At 66.1% G+C, this 20,841-nt stretch carries 20 protein-coding genes; 10 read left to right on the top strand and 10 right to left on the bottom strand.

All coding sequences use genetic code 11. From position 1 onward, the window contains the following. Positions 1-7 precede the first annotated feature (7 nt). On the bottom strand, positions 8-442 hold the full coding sequence (locus DK842_RS22385; protein WP_114063475.1) for a Fur family transcriptional regulator: 435 nt from the start codon (positions 440-442) through the stop codon (positions 8-10). A gap of 151 nt (positions 443-593) precedes the next feature. Between DK842_RS22385 and DK842_RS22390 the strand changes: the two genes are divergently transcribed. Both DK842_RS22390 and DK842_RS22395 read left to right on the top strand, forming a co-directional pair. Continuing rightward, on the top strand, positions 594-1,022 hold the full coding sequence (locus DK842_RS22390) for a c-type cytochrome (protein WP_114063476.1): 429 nt from the start codon (positions 594-596) through the stop codon (positions 1,020-1,022). A 114-nt stretch (positions 1,023-1,136) separates the two neighbouring features. Further along, positions 1,137-1,577, top strand: coding sequence for a c-type cytochrome (locus tag DK842_RS22395; RefSeq protein ID WP_232538559.1), 441 nt, complete (start codon positions 1,137-1,139; stop codon positions 1,575-1,577). A gap of 134 nt (positions 1,578-1,711) precedes the next feature. Here DK842_RS22395 and DK842_RS22400 read toward each other — a convergent pair whose 3' ends face one another. Beyond that, the gene (locus DK842_RS22400; RefSeq protein ID WP_114063477.1) at positions 1,712-3,016 is read right to left on the bottom strand and encodes an ATP-binding protein; all 1,305 of its coding nucleotides are present in this window, start codon (positions 3,014-3,016) and stop codon (positions 1,712-1,714) included. Next, positions 3,013-3,678 (bottom strand): response regulator, encoded by a 666-nt coding sequence (locus DK842_RS22405; protein WP_114063478.1) that lies wholly within the window; start codon positions 3,676-3,678, stop codon positions 3,013-3,015. Before DK842_RS22405 ends, DK842_RS22400 begins: the two co-directional genes overlap by 4 nt. A 109-nt stretch (positions 3,679-3,787) precedes the next feature. Here DK842_RS22405 and dsbD point away from each other — a divergent pair, with 109 nt between their 5' ends. From dsbD to dsbG, 3 genes are read left to right on the top strand one after another with little or no spacing between them, the layout of a single operon-like run. Further along, the gene (gene dsbD, locus DK842_RS22410; RefSeq protein ID WP_114063479.1) at positions 3,788-5,560 is read left to right on the top strand and encodes a protein-disulfide reductase DsbD; all 1,773 of its coding nucleotides are present in this window, start codon (positions 3,788-3,790) and stop codon (positions 5,558-5,560) included. Beyond that, entirely contained in the window at positions 5,557-6,393 is an 837-nt protein-coding gene (locus DK842_RS22415) for a TlpA disulfide reductase family protein (protein ID WP_198414599.1), read from the top strand. Before dsbD ends, DK842_RS22415 begins: the two co-directional genes overlap by 4 nt. After that, positions 6,390-7,151: a thiol:disulfide interchange protein DsbG gene (gene dsbG, locus DK842_RS22420; RefSeq protein WP_114063480.1), complete on the top strand. Its 762-nt coding sequence runs from the start codon at positions 6,390-6,392 to the stop codon at positions 7,149-7,151. Before DK842_RS22415 ends, dsbG begins: the two co-directional genes overlap by 4 nt. Before the next feature lie 135 nt (positions 7,152-7,286). Here the strand turns inward: dsbG and DK842_RS22425 are convergent, their stop codons facing one another. Further along, positions 7,287-7,943, bottom strand: coding sequence for a cytochrome b/b6 domain-containing protein (locus tag DK842_RS22425; RefSeq protein ID WP_114063481.1), 657 nt, complete (start codon positions 7,941-7,943; stop codon positions 7,287-7,289). A gap of 227 nt (positions 7,944-8,170) precedes the next feature. Here DK842_RS22425 and tyrS point away from each other — a divergent pair, with 227 nt between their 5' ends. After that, positions 8,171-9,445: a tyrosine--tRNA ligase gene (tyrS, locus tag DK842_RS22430; RefSeq protein WP_114063482.1), complete on the top strand. Its 1,275-nt coding sequence runs from the start codon at positions 8,171-8,173 to the stop codon at positions 9,443-9,445. Positions 9,446-9,499: 54 nt separating this feature from the next. Here the strand turns inward: tyrS and DK842_RS22435 are convergent, their stop codons facing one another. The 6 genes from DK842_RS22435 to hrcA all read right to left on the bottom strand — a co-directional run bounded on the left by DK842_RS22435 (position 9,500) and on the right by hrcA (position 15,952). Then, positions 9,500-10,318 (bottom strand): class I SAM-dependent methyltransferase, encoded by an 819-nt coding sequence (locus DK842_RS22435; RefSeq protein WP_114063483.1) that lies wholly within the window; start codon positions 10,316-10,318, stop codon positions 9,500-9,502. 255 nt (positions 10,319-10,573) lie between these two features. Beyond that, the gene (gene recR, locus DK842_RS22440; protein ID WP_114063484.1) at positions 10,574-11,170 is read right to left on the bottom strand and encodes a recombination mediator RecR; all 597 of its coding nucleotides are present in this window, start codon (positions 11,168-11,170) and stop codon (positions 10,574-10,576) included. A gap of 321 nt (positions 11,171-11,491) precedes the next feature. Continuing rightward, the gene (locus tag DK842_RS22445; protein WP_114063485.1) at positions 11,492-11,830 is read right to left on the bottom strand and encodes a YbaB/EbfC family nucleoid-associated protein; all 339 of its coding nucleotides are present in this window, start codon (positions 11,828-11,830) and stop codon (positions 11,492-11,494) included. Positions 11,831-11,835: 5 nt separating this feature from the next. Next, positions 11,836-13,773: a DNA polymerase III subunit gamma/tau gene (gene dnaX / locus DK842_RS22450; protein WP_114063486.1), complete on the bottom strand. Its 1,938-nt coding sequence runs from the start codon at positions 13,771-13,773 to the stop codon at positions 11,836-11,838. A gap of 83 nt (positions 13,774-13,856) precedes the next feature. After that, positions 13,857-14,897, bottom strand: coding sequence for a lytic murein transglycosylase B (gene mltB / locus DK842_RS22455; protein WP_114063856.1), 1,041 nt, complete (start codon positions 14,895-14,897; stop codon positions 13,857-13,859). A gap of 35 nt (positions 14,898-14,932) precedes the next feature. After that, positions 14,933-15,952, bottom strand: coding sequence for a heat-inducible transcriptional repressor HrcA (gene hrcA, locus DK842_RS22460; RefSeq protein WP_232538560.1), 1,020 nt, complete (start codon positions 15,950-15,952; stop codon positions 14,933-14,935). 161 nt (positions 15,953-16,113) lie between these two features. On the opposite strand from hrcA, the gene recA reads away from it, so the two are divergent. From recA to alaS, 4 genes are all read left to right on the top strand, one after another. Then, a complete protein-coding gene (gene recA / locus DK842_RS22465; RefSeq protein ID WP_076225772.1) occupies positions 16,114-17,166 on the top strand; it encodes a recombinase RecA in 1,053 nt (350 codons plus the stop codon). Next, positions 17,166-17,621 carry a recombination regulator RecX gene (recX, locus tag DK842_RS22470; protein ID WP_076225771.1) on the top strand — a complete coding sequence of 152 codons (456 nt, stop codon included), beginning with the start codon at positions 17,166-17,168 and terminating at the stop codon, positions 17,619-17,621. The genes recA and recX overlap by 1 nt, the downstream gene beginning before the upstream one ends. Positions 17,622-17,624: 3 nt before the next feature. After that, the gene (locus tag DK842_RS22475) at positions 17,625-18,086 is read left to right on the top strand and encodes an SRPBCC domain-containing protein (protein WP_114063487.1); all 462 of its coding nucleotides are present in this window, start codon (positions 17,625-17,627) and stop codon (positions 18,084-18,086) included. A gap of 63 nt (positions 18,087-18,149) precedes the next feature. Continuing rightward, positions 18,150-20,783 (top strand): alanine--tRNA ligase, encoded by a 2,634-nt coding sequence (alaS, locus tag DK842_RS22480; RefSeq protein WP_114063488.1) that lies wholly within the window; start codon positions 18,150-18,152, stop codon positions 20,781-20,783. The last annotated feature ends 58 nt before the right edge of the window (positions 20,784-20,841 follow it).

The following is a 20,841-nucleotide window of genomic DNA, read 5'->3' on the forward strand; positions in this document are numbered from 1 at the left end:
TTCAGATTCAGGCGGCGCAGGACTGGCAGCGTCCGGCCAGCACCAGGTTTTGCGGACTGAGCGCGAAGCCGGCGGCCTGCGCCATTTCGCGCAGGCTGGCCAGTCCTCCGGCGGCGTCCACCTCGTTGACGCGGCCGCATTGCTCGCATACCAGGATCAGGCTCTCATGCTGGCAATCGAAGTGATCGCAAACGATGAAGCCGTTGAGCGCGTCCACCTTGTGCAAGAGGCCGTGCTCCACCAGAAAGTCCAGCGCGCGGTAGACGGTGGGCGGCGCGGCGCTGCCGCGCTGCTGCTGCAGGTCGGCCAGCACCTGGTAGGCCTTGACCACGCCGCGGCGGCTCAACACCAGCGCCAGCACCTGGCGGCGCAGCTCGGTCAATTTGCTGCCCCGCGCGGCGCAATGGCGCTCGGCGGCGGCGAGATAAGCGGAGGAATCCATTTGGGTTGGCCATCGGCCGGCTGAGTGACGATGCGAATGTTACTGTATAACATCACATCCATTCAACCATTTACACATTGCGGGTTTTGGCGAAGAGCATGCCGTGATACGCTGCCCACGCCGCCTTTCATGCCAAACAAGGAGAGTTTTGATGAAAAAGATGTTGATGGCTTCGCTGGCGCTGGCATTCGCCGCCCAAGCCTTCGCCGCCGACCCGGTCAGCCAGCGCAAGGAAGCGTTCAAACAATACAAGCCGGTAGTCGGCCAAATGGGCAAGGTCGTGAAGGGCGACGCGCCCTACGACAAGGATGCATTCGCCAAGCTGGCCTCCAAACTGGAACAGCTGTCGCAACAGCCCTGGCAGTACTTCCCCGCCGGCAGCGGCGCAGGCAAGACCGACGCCAAGCCGGAAATCTGGAGCAAGCCAGCCGACTGGCAAAAAGCCGTCGACAATCACAAGGCCGCCACCGCCAAGCTGAAGCAAGTGGCGCTGACCGGCGACCTGGCCGCGATCAAGGCCCAGTTCGGCGCGACCCAGCAAACCTGTAAAGCCTGCCACAAGGACTTCCGCAAGGATTGATCGTCCCGGGGCCGCCCACCCGGCCCCAATTCCCGCCGTCATCGATATAATCGGCGTTCGGCGCCGCGAACCTGCCGCGGCACTCCCGCCCACCGCCATCGAATTCGAGACGACATGAACAAGATACTGACCGCGCTGCTGCTGGCAGCCATCGCCATTCCCGCCGCCCAGGCCGACACCCCCGCCGAGCTCCGCTCCCAGGCCTTCAAGAAAATGCTGCTGCAATCGTTCGAGCCGATGGGCATGGCGGTGCGCGAACGCGCGCCTTACGACAAGATCAGATTCGAACAGCAGGCGGAAGCGATGAAAACGCTGGCCGCGGAGCCGTTCAAGCATTTCCCGGCGAACAGCATCACCGGCAAGAGCCGCGCCAAGCCAGAGATCTGGAGCCAGCCAGCCAAGTTCCAGGCCGACCGCGACGTCTTTCTGAAATCGGTGGACAACCTCGCCGCCGTCGCCAAAGCCGGCGACCTGGCCGCCATCAAGAAGGCCTACGGCCAGGTGGCGCAAAACTGCAAGACCTGTCACGACGCCTTCCGCGGCCCGGAAAAATAAGCGCGCCGCGCGACGGGAATCAAAAAGCCGGCTACATGCCGGCTTTGTCGTTTGGATCGTTTTTGAGTCTGTTCAAGGTTTTGGAGCGGGGCAACCGCGCGCAACACACCTTGCCCGCCGCCGCTCCGCCAACATCAATCCCGCGCCGGCAAAGTCAATATGACGCACAAACCGCCCGCCTCTTCGGCGCGCAGCGCCAGCCGCCCGCCAAAACGTTCGACGATGGCCGCCACAATCGCCAGCCCCAGGCCGCTGCCGCCATCCGCAGCCTGGCGCGCGCGCCAGAACCGCTGCATCGCCTGCGCCATGGCTTCTGCGGACAAGCCCGGCCCTTGATCGGCCACTTCAAAATGCAGGCAAGCGCCTTCCCTCCAGACGCTCAGCCGCACCAGCGACTCAGGCGGCGAATAGCGCAAAGCGTTGTCCAGCAGATTGCGCAGCGCGGTCACCGCCAGCGCCTGCGGCAACGCCAGCCGCGCCTGCGGCAAAGGACCGACGGCGATGCGCTCCGGCTGCCGCGGCGCGGCGTCGCGCGCGGCCAGGCTCACCACCTCGCTCGCCAAGGCCGGGCGGCCATCCTCCCAATCAAACTCGCCCTCCACCCGCGCCAGGGTCAGCAACTGGCTGAGGGTGTTCTGCAATCTGTCCGCCCCCTCCTCCGCGTTCTCCAAGGCCGTCAACGCATCCCGCCCCTGGGTGATGCGGGCCACTTGCAGATGGGTTTTGATCGCTGTCAGCGGCGTGCGCAGCTCATGCGCGGCATCGCTGGTCAAGCGCCTCTCGCGCGAAAGCGTCTGGCCCATCTTCTCCAGCAGGCCGTTGAGACTGTCCGCCAGGGGCTGCAAATCGCCAGGCAAATGATGAGAGTCCACCGGCTCCAAGGCGTCCGGCGCGCGGCGCGACAGCGCTTGTCGCAGGCGCTCCAGCGGCAGCAGGCCCTGACGCACGCCAAACCACAAGGCGATCAGGCTGCCGGCCAGCGCGGCGATGAAGGGCACGGCCGCGGCCCAGCGCACATTGGCCAACAACGCATCGCGCTCGGCCAGCCTGTCGGCGGTGGTCACCAACAGGCCGTTGGCCTCCACCGTGTAGCTGCGCCAATGCACGCCGCCTATCCGCTGATCAGCGTAGCCCAGCGGCGGGCGGGACGCCCCCACCTTGGGCGCGCCGGGCGTGCGCAGTAAAACCTCGCCGCGCACCGAAACAATCTGACAGGCGATGCCGGCGTGGATGCCGGCAAAGCTTGGCAATGCCCCCGCGCGCGGCGACGGCAGCTGCGCCATCAAACCGGCCACCATCTGCGCCGACATCGCCAGCCGCTGGTCAAGTGTGCGGTTGAGCTGGCGGTCCAGATCATGCAGGGTCCAGGCCGCCACCCCGCCCCATAACAGGCTGAGCGACACGCCGATCAAAAGCAGCAAACGCAGGCGCAAGCTCATGCTTCGGCCCGCCCGTAGCGATACCCCAATCCACGCACCGTCTCCACGATGTCCGGCCCCAGCTTGCGCCGCAAATGGTGGATGTGGACGTTGAGCGCGTTGCTTTCGATCTCCTCGCTGTAGTCGTACAGCCGGTCTTTGAGCTGCTCCGCGCTGAGGATGCGGTCGCGCGCCTGCATCAGCGCCGCCAGCAGCGCCAGCTCGCGCCGCGCCAGCGACACCGCCTGTCCGTCGAGCCAGGCCTCGCCGCGCAGCGGGTCCAGCCGCAAGGGGCCGTCTTCCATCACATCCACGCTGCGGCCGCCGGCGCGGCGCTGCAAGGCGTGCAAGCGCGCCACCAGCTCGTCCAGGTCAAACGGCTTGAGCAGATAATCATCCGCGCCGGCGCGCAGCCCGGCCACCCGGTCCGCCACGCCGTCGCGGGCGCTGAGCACCAAAATGGGCAAATCCACGCCTTTGGCGCGCAGCCGGGCCAGCAAGCGCATGCCATCCTCGTCCGGCAGCCCCAGGTCCAAAATCATGGCGTCTGCGTCCAGCGTGGCCAACGCCGCCTCGGCCTGCGCCGCCGTGCCCACTCCATCCGCCACCAAGCCATGGGCGCGCAAACCGGCGATGATGCCCAGCGCGATCAACTCATTGTCCTCCACCAGCAATATCCGCATGCCGCCCTCCTTGCCGCCAAGCTTGCGCGCGGCGGATTATCCCATAGTTAACGCCGCCTTAATCCCCCGCCAGCAGGCTTCCCGGCATCCCAACCATGAGGAGATGCCAATGTTGCGCTTAATCTGGAGCCTGTTCCTGCTCGCGCTGGCGTGGGCCGCGCCCGCCGGCGCGCAAACCGATTTTCTGCCGCCGGAGCAAGCGTTCCGGCTTAGCGTGGCCGAACTGGGAGACGGCCAGGTCAAGCTGAGCTGGGACATCAGCGACGGCTACTATCTGTACCGCAAGAACATCAAAGTGGAAGCCGTGCCGGCCGGCGACGCGCCATCGCTGGAAATGCCGGCGGGCCAAATCGTTTCCGACGAATTCTTCGGCGAATCGGAAGTGTACTTCAAGCATCTAGAAGTGCTGGTGCAAGCCAATCAAGCGCGCCAGCTGCGCATAGGCTGGCAAGGCTGCGCCAAGGCCGGCCTGTGCTATCCGCCGCAAAGCCGCGTGATCACGCTGCAAAACCACGCGCCGCCAGCCAGCGCCGCAGCTGACATCGCGCCGGGTACCGCCGCAAGCGACGCCAGCGCGCAGGGCGAGGACCAAGCGCTGGCCGACCGGCTGGCGCAAGCGGGCATCGCCTGGGTGCTGCTGGCCTTTTTCGGCCTGGGCCTGCTGATGACCTTCACCCCCTGCGTGCTGCCTATGGTGCCGATACTCAGCAGCCTGATCGTCGGCAGCGGCGCCAGCCCCAAGCGCGGCTTCGCGCTGGCGCTGGCTTTTGTATTGCCGATGGCGCTGACTTACGCCGCGCTGGGCGCGGCCGCCGCCGCCATGGGGGCCAATCTGCAAGCCGCCCTGCAAACGCCATGGGCGTTAGGCGTGTTCGCAGCCTTGTTCGTCCTGCTGGCGCTGGCGATGTTCGGCGTCTACGAATTGCAGCTGCCCGCCTTCATCCGCGACCGCCTGAACCAAGCCAGCCAGCGCCAGCAAGGCGGCACCCTTGGCGGCGCGGCCGGCATGGGCGTGTTGTCGGCCTTGCTGGTGGGCCCGTGCATGACCGCGCCGCTGGCCGGCGCGCTGTTGTACATCAGCGAAAGCGGCGATGTGCTCAAGGGCAGCCTGGCGCTGCTGGCCATGGGCCTGGGCATGGGCGCGCCGCTGCTGGCGGTGGGCGCGCTGGGGGCCAAGCTGCTGCCGCGTCCTGGCTTGTGGATGAACCGCGTTAAGGCAGCCTTCGGCTTTGTGCTGCTGGCGATGGCCATCTGGTTCCTGGCGCGGGTGCTGCCCGCCGCCGCCGCGTTGGCCTTGTCCGGCGCGTGGCTGTTCGCCCTGGCGGTGTGGCTGTTCAGCATCAGCCATCCCTGGCAAGCCAGCGGCCGGCAATGGTTGCTGCGCGGCAGCGCCGTCTTGCTGGGATTGTGGTCTGCCGCCATGCTGCTGGGCGCGGCCGCCGGCCAAGGCAACCCGCTGCAGCCTTTGGCCTTCTCCCTGTCCTCAAGCGCCGGTGCGCCGGCCTCGGCGATGGATGCCTTCACCACACTGCGCAGCCCCGCCGCCTTGCAGCGGGAACTTGACGCCGCCCGCGCCAAGGGGCAATGGACGCTGGTGGACTACTACGCCGACTGGTGCGTGGCCTGCAAGGAGATCGAGCATGAAGTGTTTGGTGATGCACGCGTGCGACAAGCCTTGGCCGGCATGCGCCTGCTGCGCCCTGACGTCACCGCAGCCAACGACGACAGCAGCCAGCTGATGGCCTCGCGCCAGGTGTTGGGACCGCCCACCCTGCTGCTGATCGGCCCGGACGGCAAGGAGCGCCGCGCGCAGCGCATCATCGGCAAATTGAGCGCCGATGAATTCCTCACCCGTTTGAAACGGGCCAAAGAACAAGGATGACCATGCTGAGCTTCCACTTAGGCCCGCTGGCCATCCCCTCTGCCGCCGCGCTGCTGGGCGGCGCGCTGCTGGCCGCCCATTGCGCGGGCTGGCTGGCCGGCCGCCGCCAGGGCGTCAGCGTGGCCTGCGACCTCAACGACATGCTGCTATGGGGCGCGCTGGCCGCGCGGCTGGGCTTTATCGCCATCTGGTTCGAACCATACCAGGCGCAGCCCTGGAGCATGCTGGACCTGCGCGACGGCGGCTTTTCGCTGTGGGCCGGCGCGCTAGGCTCCTTGGCCTTCGCGCTATGGCGCGGCTGGACGCAGCCCGCCCTGCGCCAGCCGCTCACGGCGGCGCTGCTGGCCGGCGCACTGGTCTACGCATCCGCCCAGGCATGGCTCGCGCGCGAGGACGCGCCGCCGCTCTCCGGCCAAACTCTGCGCAGCTTGTCCGGCGCCCCCGTTTCGCTGCCGGCCTTGGCGCAGGGACATCCCACAGTGGTGAATCTGTGGGCCAGCTGGTGCCCGCCGTGCCGCCGCGAAATGCCTCTCTTGCAGAGCGCCCTGCAAAACGAGCCGGACATCCGCTTCGTCTTCGCCAACCAAGGCGAGGACGCCGCTACGGTCAATCAATACCTGCAAACGGAAGGATTGCGGCTGGGGCATGTGCTGCTCGACCCCAGCAGCGCGCTGGGCGCCGAATACGGCTCCGCCGCGCTGCCCACTACTCTGTTTTTCAATGCGCAAGGCCGCCTGGCCGCCACCCACTTGGGCGAACTCTCCGCCGCCACGCTGGCCAGCAAGCTGGCTGCGCTGCGCGACGCCCCCCATTCCGCAAAGGACACCCGATGACCACCTCCCGCCGAAACTGGCTGCTGCCGCTACTGGCCCTGCCGCTTAGCCTGCCCGCGCTAGCCGCACCGGCCAAACCCTTGCCCGCGCCGCTGCGGGCGCTGGAACAGCAAGGCTATGAAATCCTGGACCGCTTCTCCGCCCCCAGCGGCATGACCGGTTACGCCTCTCTCTACCTGGGCCGGCCGCAAACGATCTACCTCACCGCGGACGGCAAGCAGGCCATTGTCGGCGCCATGCTGGATGGCAAAGGACAAGTCTGGAATCAGGCTGGCTTGGACAAGCAGTTCAGTGAAACGCTCTGGCGGCAACTGGAGAACAGTTTCTGGATCGCCGATGGCGATGGCAAGGCGCCTCGCGTGCTCTACGCTTTCACCGACCCCAATTGCCCTTACTGCAACAAGTTCTGGAATGACGCCCGCCCCTGGGTCGCTGCCGGAAAAGTGCAAATCCGCCATATCATGGTGGGCATCATCAAACCGGACAGCCCCGGCAAGGCGGCGGCCATTCTGGGCGACCGCGACCCGGCAGCCGCTTTCGACCGCCACGAGCGGCAACACGCCAGCGGCGGGGTCAAACCATTGGCCCCTATTCCGCCGGCCATCCAGGCCAAGCTGGACAGCAACCACCGGTTGATGGAGCGCTTCGGCGCGTTCGCCACGCCGATGATTTTCTTCAAGGATGACAAAGGGAAAATGCAGAAGGTGCAGGGCGCGCCGCCTGCCAGCAGCCTGCGGCAAATCCTGGGGCCCCGCTGACAAGCTGAAGTGCAGCGGCGGCGCGCCGCACAACCGACGCGCCGCCTCGATGGCAGCCTCATGCCGTTTACCTGGCAATCGGCACGCAAGCGAAAGCCGTTTTCAACGACACGCCGCAGACTATGCGGCTAGAACTTACCGCAGCAGCGCGAAATACAAGCCGCCGGCCGACAGCAACAGCGCAGCCAAGGCCAGCGCGCCGTGCGCAAAACGCAGGCTAGGCTTCTCACCGGCCATTTTCTTGTAGCCAGTGAGCATCGGCCCCACCAGATTCTGCTTCTTCACCACCCGGTAGACGACGATGGCGGCGATGTGCAGCGCCACCAGGCCCAACAGGCCGTTGAACAGCAGCTTGTGGATGCCGGTTGCGGATTCGGCCAGGCCGCTGTCGAGATGCTTGGCCAACGGGCCGTCGTACAGATAGCTGTCCACGTCGGCGGCGAACAAGCCAGTCAGCACCTGCGCGGCCAGCGCCAGCAGCATGAGCACCACCATCCAGCCGCCCATCGGATTGTGGCCCGGCGCCTCATGCTCCGGCAATTCACCGCGCAGATAGCGCAGGATGGCTTTCGGACCGCGCACGAAGCTGGCAAAACGCGCGGTTTGGCTGCCGATCACGCCCCAGATCAGACGGAACACCAGCAGCGACGCCAGCGCGACGCCGCAATAGATATGGTATTGCAGCCATTCGCCGCCCTGCTCCGCGCAGTACCACATGGCGCAGAACAATCCCACCAGCGTCCAGTGGAACAAACGAGTGGGGACATCCCATACCTTGACCTGCTGCGACATCGATTCTTTCCTTTCCTGATTTCCCGCCCGACATTTTGCCGCAATGCGGCATCCGGGCAAACCCGCCCATGCTCTCGGTGTGGCCATTCTACGCCTGGAGGCGCAATTCGCTCCATTTTCGGTTAAGATGGGCGTTTTTCCCGGCGACGCGAAGCGGCGTCGGAACCGCATCCCCTGACGGCCCCGCAACGGGCCGTTGTTTTCTACCGTGTTGGAGACCCAGTCAAATGACGCAAACCGCCCTTCTTCAGGATCTGGAGGCCCGCGGCCTCATCGCGCAAACCACCGACATGGCCGCGCTGCAAGAACTGCTGAACAAGGAATCGGTTACGCTTTATTGCGGCTTCGACCCGACGGCGGACAGCCTGCACCTCGGCCATCTGGTGCCGGTTCTCATGCTCAAGCGCTTCCAGCAGGCCGGCCACCGCCCGGTGGCCCTGGTCGGCGGCGCTACCGGCATGATCGGCGACCCGAGCTTCAAGGCCACCGAACGCAAACTGAACACCCCGGACATCATCGAAGGCTGGGTGGATAAAATCCGCAAGCAGGTGGAGCCCTTCCTGTCCTTCGAAGGCGGCAACGCCGCCATCATGGCCAACAACTACGACTGGTTCGGCCAGATGGGCGCGCTGGAGTTCCTGCGCGACATCGGCAAGCATTTCTCGGTCAACGCCATGATCAAGAAGGAAGCCGTGCAACAGCGCATCGCCCGCGAAGACCAGGGCATCTCGTTCACCGAATTCTCCTACAGCCTGCTGCAGGGCTATGACTTCGCCGAACTGTATCGCCGCCACGGCTGCAAGCTGCAGATCGGCGGCTCCGACCAGTGGGGCAACATCACCGCCGGCACCGACCTGACCCGCCGCATCCATCAGGCCCAGGTGTACGGCCTGACGCTGCCCTTGATCACCAAGGCCGACGGCACCAAGTTCGGCAAGAGCGAAGGCAACGCGGTCTGGCTGGACGCGAGCAAAACCTCGCCTTACGCCTTCTACCAGTTCTGGCTTTCCACCGCCGACGCCGACGTGTACAAGTTCCTGCGTTACTTCACCTTCCTGTCCGTGGACGAGATCGCCGCCATCGAAGAGGCCGACAAGACCCGCGAGGGCAAGCCGGAAGGCCAGCGCATCCTGGCCGAGCAAGTGACCGCGCTGGTGCACGGCAAGGCCGCGCTGGAAGCGGCGCAGCGCATCACCCACAGCCTGTTCAGCAACGATCTGTCCAGCCTGACCGCCGACGACTTCGCCCAGCTGGCGCAGGACGGCCTGCCGACCATCCAGCTGGACAAGCGCGCCAGCGGCCTGATCGACGCGCTGGCCGCCGGCGGCCTGGCCAAGTCCAAGAGCGAGGCGCGCACCTTCATCCAGAGCGGCGCGGTCAGCGTCAACGGCATCAAGGTGGACAGCCTGGAGCACGCCATCGGCGACGACGAGCGCCTGTTCGGCCAATACTCGCTGCTCAAGCGCGGCAAGAAGCTGTACGCGCTGGTGGATTGGCAGTAATAAGCCCTCCTGGACAAAACAGCCCGGCAAGCAAGCTTGCCGGGCTGTTTTCATTCATGCCGCGGAAGGAATGCAAACCGGCCTTATCGCCCACGTGGCCATGAAAGCGGGCAGGTAGCGCTCAATCAGGAAGCGCGGCCGCGGCTGCCAGGCCTCATGAAAGCCGGCGATCAGAAACCCGGCCGCGGTTTGCCCGCCCAACAATTCTCCCAGGCCATGACCGAACACCAGCGCCTCGCCCCTCGTTCGCTTCGCCTCCAGCTCGGCTTCGGACAAATGCTCGAGGTCGGAGTATGGAGTAACGAAGCGCGGCCGGATCAGGCCTTGCTCCAGCAACGCCGGATCGCGGTCGGCGACGAACACCGCCGGGTTGTAAAAGCTGGCCAACAGGCCTCCTCCCGGCCTCAGCACGCGATGGCACTCGCGCCATACCGGCGCCACCTCCGTCACATACAGATTGGAGATCGGGTGGAACACGCAATCGAAGCTGGCGTCGGCGAAGCGCGACAAGTCGCGCATGTCCCCCTGCTCCAACCGCAGCGCCAGCCCCTCGCGCTCGGCCACCTCGCGGTCGCGCGCCAACTGCTCGGCCGACGCGTCCAGCACCGTCACCCGCGCGCCGGCGGCGGCGAGCAGCGGCCCCTGCTGGCCGCCGCCGGACGCCAGGCACAGGATGTCCAGATCGCGCGCATCGTCGAGCCAGCCCGCCGGCAACGGGTCCGGCGTCAGTCTGGCCAGCACGCGTCCCTGCCTGGCTTCGGCGATCGCTGCGGCATCCACCGGCCGCGACCACTCGCAATCGGCGCGTGCCTGCTGGTCCCAGGCGGCCTGGTTGTAATGAAAAACATCAATTTGTTGAACGGCATCGGGCATCTTGACCTCCGCGGGAAAAAGGGAAAGCAATGCCGACGCGCGCGCTGCGCGGAACCGTCCCATCAGACCCGAACGGGACGGTAAGAATTCGGAACGGATTGTCGAAAACAAGCGATGCGCACGCTCGCACGCGCCGGACGGCGGAACGAATCGGGGAAGGCATCACTTGTTCATGTCGACAAGACTCCTGCGAAGGAAAACGGGGAAAGGAAGCGGCCATTTTAATGAACCGCCGATGACGGCGCAATATCGAGTCTACACGCCCCTGCGCTCGTACACCGCCTGCGCCAGGGTGCCCAGGTCGACATACTCCAGCTCGCCGCCCGCCGGCATGCCGCGGGCGATGCGGGTAACCGCCAGGCCGCGCCCCTTGAACAGCTCGCTCAGCATATGGGCGGTGACTTCGCCTTCGGCGGTGAAGTTGGTGGCGATCACGATCTCGCCCACCTGTCCGTCCAGCGCGCGCGTCAGCAGCTTGTCCAGGTTCAGGTCCTTGGGACCAATATTGTCCAATGGCGAGATCCGGCCCATCAGCACGAAATACAGGCCCTCGAAGCATTTGGCCTGCTCCAGCATCATCAGGTCGGCCGGCATCTCGACGATGCACAACTGATCCTGGCGGCGGCTCTCGTCAGCGCAGATCGGGCACAGCTCGGACTCGCTGAAAGTATTGCAGCGCTGGCAATGCGTCAGCCGGGTCAACGCCACGTCCAGCGCGCGCGCCAGCTTGTCGGCGCCCTTCTTGTCCCGCTGCAGCAGGTGGAAAGCCATGCGCTGGGCGGTTTTCGGGCCCACGCCGGGCAAAACTTTCAAGGCGGAGATCAATTGCTCCAGCGCGGGAGGGTTCTTCATCGACACGGCATCAACCTGGGAAAATCGGCCTTGCGGCCGTGAACGGAAATCTTGGCATGCCAGCGGCAACGCAGGCGCGGCCAGTCATGCCGCCAGGCGAACACCGCAGGAGTCAACGCCCGGCACGGCGGCGGCCGCCGCCAGCGCGGCGTGAAAGCCACCCGGCCCACCGGCAGGCCGCCAGAGAAAGAGCGCGTCGCCGGCGCCGCCCGGACTGAGCGCATCCGCCCACGCCCGCTCTTGCAGGCAAGACAAAGACTGCGCAAGGCGAAATGCCCGAACACGGCGGCGGCGAAAAAGGCCCGTCGCCGGGCCCTGGAATCAGAAGGGGAGCTTCATCCCGGCCGGAAGGTTCAGGCCGTTGGTGAAGCCCGACATCCGCTCCTGAGTGGTGGACTCGACCTTGCGCACGGCGTCGTTGAACGCGGCGGCGATCAGGTCTTCCAGCATTTCCTTGTCTTCCTTGGCGTCGTCCAGCACGCTGTCGTCGATGGCGACGCGCTTGACATCGTGAGAGCAGGTCATCACCACCTTGACCATGCCGGCGCCGGACTGGCCTTCCACTTCCACGCGGGCCAGTTCTTCCTGGGCCTTTTTCATGTTTTCCTGCATTTGCTGGGCCTGTTTCATCAGGCCGGCGATACCAGCTTTACCGAACATCGCGGTCACTCCTGTAAGGGTTGAATGGTCTCGATGAGCAGCGTGGCGCCGAATTCGCGCACCATTTGCTGCACCACCGGATCGTTTTGCAAACACTCGCGGGCGGCGGCCAATTGCTCCTGGCGCAGCCGGGCTCCAGTCATGGCCGGGGTTTCCATCCCCAACTCCTCCACCGTCACCGCGAGCTCCACCGCATGGCCGAAGCATTCGGCCAGCGCGGCTTTGAGTTTGTCCTGATAATCGCGTCCGCTCATGTGGCGGAAGCTTTCCGGCACCGCCAGTTCCAAGCGGTCCTGGCTCCAGCGCTTCAGCACGGCATTGTACGCCAGCATGCGCGCCGCGCCGAGCTTGACGCCCAGCTCGGCCACCAGCCGCTGCCAATCGCCATCAAATCGGTACTCCGTCGCCTCGTTCTCCAGCGGCGGCTGCATCGCATAGTCCGGCAGCGCGTCGTCGTCGGACCACGGCGCGTCGACGATCTCCTCCTCGTCGCGCTCGTCCTCCGCCTCCTGAACAGCGGCCTCGGGTGCGGACGCAACCTGAACCGGCGCCGGCTGCAAATGCGGCTCAGGCTGGATTTCCGGCTTGGGCTGCGCCAGCGGAGTCGACTCCGCCGCAACCCGCTGCGGCCGGGGCGCGGGCTCGGGTTCCGGCTCGGCGGCCGGTGCGGGCTCCGCTGCCCGGGGCTTGCCTTGCGGCTGCGAGCCTAGGCCGGCCGCCTGCAGCGCGCGCGCCGCGGGCGACAGTCCGCGCTCGACAGGAGCCGAGGCGCTGGCGGCCAACGCGGCGGCGGCCGCCGCCGGGCGAGGCTGTGCAAGCGCGGCCGGACGCGCGGGCGCGGCGCTTTCCGTCGGCGCGACGGCAGGATGGAAGGCCAGCATGCGCAGCAGCGCCATATTGAAGCCGGCGTGCTCGTCCGGCGCCAGCGCCAGATCCTTGCGGCCGTGGATGGCGATCTGATAGTAAAGCTGCACGTCCTGCGGCGCGATGGCGTCGGCCAGCGCCAGCAACGTGTCGCGCTCCGGTTCGTCGGCGGCCAGCGCCGTCGGCACCGTCTGCGCCAGCGCCAGCTGTTGCAGCAGCACGGCCAGTTCGGACAAGGCAGCGTCGAAACTGACGCCGCGCTCGGCCAAGCCGTCGGCCTCTGCCATCAGCGCCGGACCATCGGCCGCGGCCAGAGCCTGCAGCAGAGTAAACAGGTAGCGGCGGTCCACCGCGCCCAGCATGGCGCGCACGCCGTCCTCCTTGACCTCGCCCAGGCCATAGGCGATGGCCTGGTCCAGCAACGACTGCGCGTCGCGCATCGAGCCGGACGCGGCGCGTCCCAGCAGCGCCAGCGCCGGCGCCTCGTAATGGATGCCTTCTATGTCCAGCATGTGCGCCAGGTGGCTGGACACCTGCTGCGGCGTCATATTGCGCAAGGAAAACTGCAGGCAACGCGACAGCACCGTCACCGGCACTTTCTGCGGGTCGGTAGTGGCCAGGATGAACTTGACGTGGCCTGGCGGCTCTTCCAGCGTCTTCAGCATCGCGTTGAAGGCGCTCTTGGAGAGCATGTGCACTTCGTCGATGATGTAAACCTTGAAGCGCCCCATGGTCGGCGCGTATTGGGCGTTTTCCAGCACTTCGCGGATATTGTCGATGCCGGTGTTGGACGCGGCGTCGATTTCCAGCAGATCGACGAAGCGTCCGCTGTCGATCTGGCGGCAGGCCTGGCATTCGCCGCAGGGCTCGGCCGTGGTGCCGGTCTCGCAGTTCAGGCTCTTGGCCAGAATGCGGGCGATGGTGGTCTTGCCTACGCCCCGGGTGCCGGTCAGCAGGTAGGCGTGATGGAGCCGCTGCTCTTTCAGCGCGTTGGAGAGGGCGCGGACCACGTGCTCCTGGCCGACCAGGTCGGCGAAGCGCTTGGGCCGCCACTTGCGGGCAAGGACTTGATAGCTCATGGGGGCGGATTTTAATGGCAATTGCCGCGCAAGGCGACAGGTTTCGCCGGCGCGCGCCGGCATTCAAGCGGTGCGCCGCGGGCTTACCAGGCGGCGGAAGCCGGCTCCTGGCGCTGCGCCAGCGTCGCGTAGTAGCGGGAGCGCAGTTGCTCGGCGATTTCCTGCACCGCCTTGGCATACAGCGTGCTGCGGTTATAGCGGGTAATGGCGTAGAAATTATTCAGGCCCAGCCAATATTCGGTGACCCCGGGCGAGCTCTCCAGCGCGAACAGCACCGCAGGCACGTCGTCGGCCAGCGGCGACTGCGGCGCCACGCCCATCTTGCGCAGCTCGCCCACGGTGTAATGCAGGTTGAATTTGTCGGCCAGCAGCTTGTCGACTCGGGCTTCCGGCGCCACGCTGGCCGGCGCCACCACGTCGTCGCCGTGCTTCCAGCCGTGCAGTTGGAAGTAATGGCCCACGCTGCCGATGGCGTCGTGCGGATTGTTCCAGATGTCGCGATGGCCGCTGCCGTCGAAATCCACCGCCCACTTGCGGTAGCTGGATGGCATGAATTGCGGCAAGCCCATCGCGCCCGCGTAAGAGCCTCTCAAGGTCAGCGGGTCCTTGCCCTCCTCCTTGGCCAGCAGCAGGAACTGGGTCAGCTCGCCGCGAAAATACTGGGCGCGGCGCGGATAATCAAAGCCAATGGTGGACAGCGAGTCCACCAGCCGGAAGCTGCCGGTATTGCGGCCATAGTGCGTCTCCACGCCCAGAATGGCGACGATCACCTCCGGCGCCACGCCGTACTGGCGCTCGGCGCGGGCCAGCGCGTCGGCATTGGCTTGCCAGAACGAGACGCCGTCGGCGATCAGCTTGTCGCTGACGGTGGACGCGCGGAACTGGTACCACGGCCGCGAGGTGGACGGCTTGTCCAGAATCCGGATGATGTTGGGCTTGAGCTCGACATTGGCGAACACCGCCTCCAGCTCCGGGCGGTTGAACTGGCCGCTGGCCACTTGTTCGTCGATATAGCGCTGCACGTCTGGACGCGCCAGGAAGGCCGCGTCGGCCTGCGCCGGGGCGGAGGTGAAGGCCGCGGCGGCCAGGGCGGCGGCGATGGCCAGTTTCAACATCGATTTCATGGTTTTGCTTTCTTGCATTGAGCGTAGGCGCGTCGTCACTCGCGGAAGGACAGGGCGTTGCCGACCAGGCGGGCGGTGATGTCTACGATGGGAATCACCCGCTCGTAAGCCATGCGGGTAGGCCCGACCACGCCCAGCGTGCCCACCACCTGGCCGTTGATGCAGTAGGGCGCGGTCACCACCGAGCATTCGTCCAGCGTCATCACTCCAGACTCTTCGCCGATGAAAATGTTCACCCCCTGCGCCTCCCTGCCCTGCGACAGCAGCTTCAACAATTCGGTCTTGCGCTCGAACACGCCGAACAACTCCCTCAGCCGCGACAAATCGTCGGACAAATCATGCACCTGCAGCAGGCGCGATCCGCCGCTGACCACCACATCCTCGTTGCGCTTGGCCAGCGTTTGCTGCCCCAGCTTCACCGCGGCGGCCATCAATTCGGCGATGTCGCCCTGCAGCTGCGCGAGCTCGCTCTCCACCCGCGAAGTGACCGCGTTCAGGCCCTGGCCGGAATAATGCTGGTTGATGAAGTTGCCTGCCTCCACCAGCTCGGACAGCGTGTAGTCGCGTTCGGTCGCCAGCAAGTGGTTCTGCACGTCGCCGTCCAGCGTCACCAGTATCATCAGCACCCGCCGCTCGGACAGGCGCAGGAATTCGATCTGGCGAAAGGCGACGTCGCTGCGCTGCGGCGTCAGCACCACGCCGGCGAAGCTGGTCAGCTCCGACAGCAGCGACGACGCCGCCTGGGCGATGCGCTGCGGGCTGTCCGGCTGCAGCGTGTGCTCCAGCTCGTGCATCGACACCTCGTCCAGCGGCCGTATCGTCAGCAGCCGGTCGACGAACAGCCGGTAGCCGCGCGCGGTGGGAATCCGCCCCGCCGAGGTGTGGGGCGAAGCGATCAGCCCCATGCTTTCCAGATCGGCCAGCACATTGCGCACCGTGGCCGACGACAGCTCCACGCCGGGCAGCAGCGACAGCGTCTTGGAGGCGACCGGCTGACCGTCGGCGATGTACCGTTCGATCAGCGCCTTCAGCAAATGTTGGGCGCGTTCGTTCATCATGCCTCCCATTGTACACATCCTGCACCGAGCCAGAAGGCCCTGGGCGGGGCTTTGCGCGACCGGCATGCGAACGACGGCCGGCAAGCTGCTGTTCGCCCTCTGGTTTTCTGCGATAATCGCCCCCATCATTGGTCCGACCAACCCCATTTGGAGACAGCATGGCTTCCGAAGACAAGAGCAAAGCGCTGGCCGCAGCCCTCGCCCAGATTGAAAAGCAGTTCGGCAAGGGCTCGATCATGCGCATGAGCGACAACCAGATCACCGAAAACCTGCAAGTGATCTCCACCGGCTCGCTGAGCCTGGACCTGGCGCTGGGCGTCGGCGGCCTGCCGCGCGGCCGCGTGGTCGAAATCTACGGCCCGGAATCGTCCGGCAAGACCACCCTGTGTCTGCAGGTGGTGGCCGAGGCGCAAAAACTGGGCGGCACCTGCGCCTACATCGACGCCGAAAACGCGCTGGACCCGGTCTACGCGCAAAAGCTGGGCGTCAACGTGGAAGACCTGCTGATCTCGCAGCCTGACACCGGCGAACAGGCGCTGGAAATCTGCGACATGCTGGTGCGCTCCAGCGGCGTGGACGTGATCGTGGTCGATTCCGTCGCCGCCCTGGTGCCGAAAGCGGAAATCGAAGGCGAGATGGGCGACAGCCACGTCGGCCTGCAAGCCCGCCTGATGAGCCAGGCGCTGCGCAAGCTGACCGGCAACATCAAGCGCACCAACACCCTGGTGATCTTCATCAACCAGATCCGCATGAAGATCGGCGTGATGTTCGGCAACCCGGAAACCACCACCGGCGGCAACGCGCTGAAGTTCTACGCCTCCGTGCGCCTGGACATCCGCCGCACCGGCGGCATCAAGAAGGGCGAGGAGGTGGTCGGCAACGACACCCGCGTCAAAGTGGTGAAGAACAAGGTGTCCCCGCCGTTCCGCCAGGCCGATTTCGAAATCCTATACGGCGAAGGCATCTCCCGTCCGGGCGAAATCATCGAGCTGGGCGTCAAGCACGGCTTCATCGACAAGTCCGGCGCCTGGTACGCCTACAACGGCCAGAAAATCGGCCAGGGCAAGGACAACACCCGCGAATGGCTGAAGGCCAACCCGGCCATCGCCGACGAGGTCGAGCGCAAGATCCGCGAAGCGGTGGGCGTGAAGGTCGAAATCAACGAAGCCCAGGGCGACGAAGAGTTCGCCGACGACGCCTTCGACGCCTGATGGCGGAGCAAGGCAAAAGCCTGAAGGCGCGGGCCGCCGAGCTGCTGTCCCGCCGGGAATACACCCGGCGGGAACTGGTTCGGCGGCTCGCGCCTTTTGCCGACAGCCCGGAACAGCTGGAAGCCGCGCTGGACGAGCTGGCCGCCGCCGACTGGCAATCGGACGGCCGCTTCGCCCAGCAATTCGCGGCCAGCAAGGGCGCCAAGTTCGGCAGCCGCCGTCTGGCGCAGGAAATGCGCCAGCGCGGCGTCGACGACGACACCATACGCGAGGCGCTGTCCGGCCAGGACGACCTCGCCAGCGCGCGCGCGCAGTGGCGCAAGAAATTCGGCCGCCCGCCCGCCGACGCGGCGGAGAAGGCCAAGCAATACCGCTTCCTGGCGCAGCGCGGCTTTCCGGCCGACGTGATCCGGCAAGTGATTGCCGGCGCCGACGACGATTTCCACGAGGACTGAGCCATGGCCACGACGCGCAGCATCGCCACCGAGATCGACATCGCCGCCAGCCTCGAGCAGGTATGGCAGGTGCTGACCGACTGGCGCCGCTACCCGGAATGGAACCCCTTCATCGTCGGCCTGCACGGCCGCCACGAAGCCGGCGCCCGGCTCGTGGCCACCTTGCATCCGCCCGGCGGCCGCCACACGACCTTCCGTCCGCGACTGACCGCGTTCGACGTCCAAACGCGGCTGGCCTGGCGCGGAAAGCTGCTGGTGCCGGGCCTGCTGGACGGCGCGCACCACTTCCAACTGGAACCGCTGGACGGCGGCGGCACCCGTCTGCATCACGGCGAGGATTTCAGCGGCATCCTGCTGCCGCTGTGCGGAGACGGCATGCTGGAACGCGCCCGCCAGGGCATCCTGCAAATGAACCAGGCCCTTAAGCGGCGCTGCGAAGCGCTTGCCAGCCAGGCTTCGGCTTGACACAATCGATGGATTCGTCCCGGCACGGCGCCCGGACCAGATTTTAAAAATTGACCGAAAATCATGAAAACTTCTGAAATTCGCAAGAAATTCCTGGATTTCTTCGCCTCCAAAGGCCACCAGGTCGTTCCCTCCAGCAGCCTGATCCCCGGCAACGATCCGACGCTGATGTTCACCGTCGCCGGCATGGTGCAGTTCAAGGACGTGTTCCTGGGCTTCGAGAAGCGCGACTACACCCGCGCCACCACCAGCCAGAAATGCCTGCGCGCGGGCGGCAAGCACAACGACCTGGAAAACGTCGGCTACACCGCGCGCCACCATACCTTCTTTGAAATGCTGGGCAACTTCAGTTTCGGCGACTACTTCAAGCGCGACGCCATCACCTTCGCCTGGGAATTCCTGACCGGCGAACAATGGCTGGCGCTGCCCAAAGACAAGCTGATGGTGACGGTGTACGCGTCCGACGACGAAGCCTACGACATCTGGCACAAGACCGTCGGCGTGCCGGCCGACAAGATCGTCCGCATCGGCGACAACAAGGGCGCGCCGTACGCGTCCGACAACTTCTGGACCATGGGCGACACCGGCCCCTGCGGCCCGTGCACCGAGATCTTCTACGACCACGGCCCGTCCGTCGCCGGCGGCCCTCCGGGCAGCCCGGACGAAGACGGCGACCGCTTCATGGAGATCTGGAACAACGTCTTCATGCAGTTCAACCGCGACGAAGCCGGCGTATTGCACCCGCTGCCCAAGCCGTCGGTCGACACCGGCATGGGCCTGGAGCGCCTGTCCACCGTGCTGCAGCACGTGAAGTCCAACTACGAGACCGACGCGCTGGCCTGCCTGGTGCGCGCCGCCGCCCGCGAAACCGGCGTGGCCTACAGCCAGGACGTGCCGTCGCTGAAAGTGATCGCCGACCACATCCGCGCCTGTTGCTTCATGATCGCCGACGGCATCCTGCCGTCCAACGAAGGCCGCGGCTACGTGCTGCGCCGCATCGCCCGCCGCGCCATCCGCCACGGCTACAAACTGGGCCAGAAGGGCCTGTTCTTCCACAAGATCGTGGCCGACCTGGCCGCCGAAATGGGCGAAGCCTATCCGGACCTTCTGGAGAAGCAGGCCCAGATCGAAGACGCCATCCGCGCCGAGGAAATCAAGTTCGCCGAAACGCTGGAAAACGGCATGGCCCTGGTGGACGCCGCGCTGGACGGCGGCAAGACCGCGCTGGATGGCGACACCATCTTCAAGCTGTACGACACCTTCGGCTTCCCGGTAGACCTGACCGCCGACATCTGCCGCGAACGCGGCATCCACGCCGACCTGGAAGGCTTCGAGCGCGCGATGGAGGCCCAGCGCGAGCGCGGCCGCGCCGGCTCCAACTTCAAGATGAGCGGCAAGCTCAGCTACAGCGGCGACGACACCCGCTTCCACGGTTACGACAAGTCCAGCGTGGAAGCCAAGGTGCTGGCGCTGTACAAGGGCACCGAGCCGGTTGAATCGCTGGCCGCCGGCGACGAAGGCATCGTGGTGCTGGACAACACCGCCTTCTACGCCGAGGGCGGCGGCCAGGTGGGCGACGTGGGCGAAGTCTCCGCCACCGGCGGCCTGGACGCGCTGTTCGACGTGGCCGACACCCAGAAAATCCAGGGCGCGGTCTTCGGCCACAAGGGCCGGCTTGCCCGCGGCGCGCTGAAGGTGGGCGACGCGGTCACCGCCACCATCGACCTGCACCAGCGCCTGGCCAGCGCCCGCAACCACTCCGCCACTCACCTGCTGCACGCGGCGCTGCGCCATGTGCTGGGCAGCCACGTGGCGCAGAAGGGTTCGCTGGTCAACCCGGAACGCACCCGCTTCGACTTCGCCCACGGCGAGGCCGTGACGGCTGAGCAGATCGCCGAGCTGGAACGCGTGGTCAACCACGTGATCGCCGCCAACTACGAAGTGAAGGCCGAGCTGATGAGCATGGCCGACGCGCAGAAGTCCGGCGCGATGATGCTGTTCGGCGAGAAATACGGCGAAGAAGTGCGCGTGCTGACTATGGGCGATTTCTCCGCCGAGCTGTGCGGCGGCACCCATGTCAAACGCACCGGCGACATCGGCCTGTTCAAGATCGTGGCCGAAGGCGGCGTGGCCGCCGGCGTGCGCCGCATCGAAGCCGTGACCGGCGCGGGCGCGCTGGCTTATATCCAGGCTCAGGACGCGCTGATCAAGGAAGCCGCTGGCGCGCTGAAGGCGCAAACCAGCGAGGAAGTGCTGGCCAAGATCGCCGCGCTGCAGGACAACGCCAAAGCGCTGGAGAAGGAGCTGGCCAAGCTGAAGGGCCAGCTGGCCGCGTCCGCCGGCGACAGCCTGGCCGACCGCGCCGCCGTGGTGAACGGCGTCAAGGTGCTGGCCGCCGAACTGCCGGGCGCCGACAACACCGCGCTGCGCGAAACGCTGGACAAGCTGAAGGACAAGCTGGGTTCGGCCGCCATCGTGCTGGCCGCCAAGGGCGATGGCAAAGTGGCGCTGGTGGCCGGCGTCACCGCCGACCTGACCGGCAAGGTCAAGGCCGGCGAGCTGGTCAACTTCGTCGCCCAGCAGGTGGGCGGCAAGGGCGGCGGCCGTCCGGACATGGCCCAGGCCGGCGGCACTCAGCCGGAAAACCTGGACGCCGCGCTCTCGGGCGTGGAAGCCTGGGTGGCGGGCAAGCTGTAACATCCCCGCTGTTGCAAAGAATGAACGGCCGCATGGAATCCATGCGGCCGTTTTTCAT

The sequence above is a fragment of the Chromobacterium phragmitis genome (assembly GCF_003325475.1).
Classification (GTDB): Bacteria; Pseudomonadota; Gammaproteobacteria; order Burkholderiales; family Chromobacteriaceae; genus Chromobacterium; species Chromobacterium phragmitis.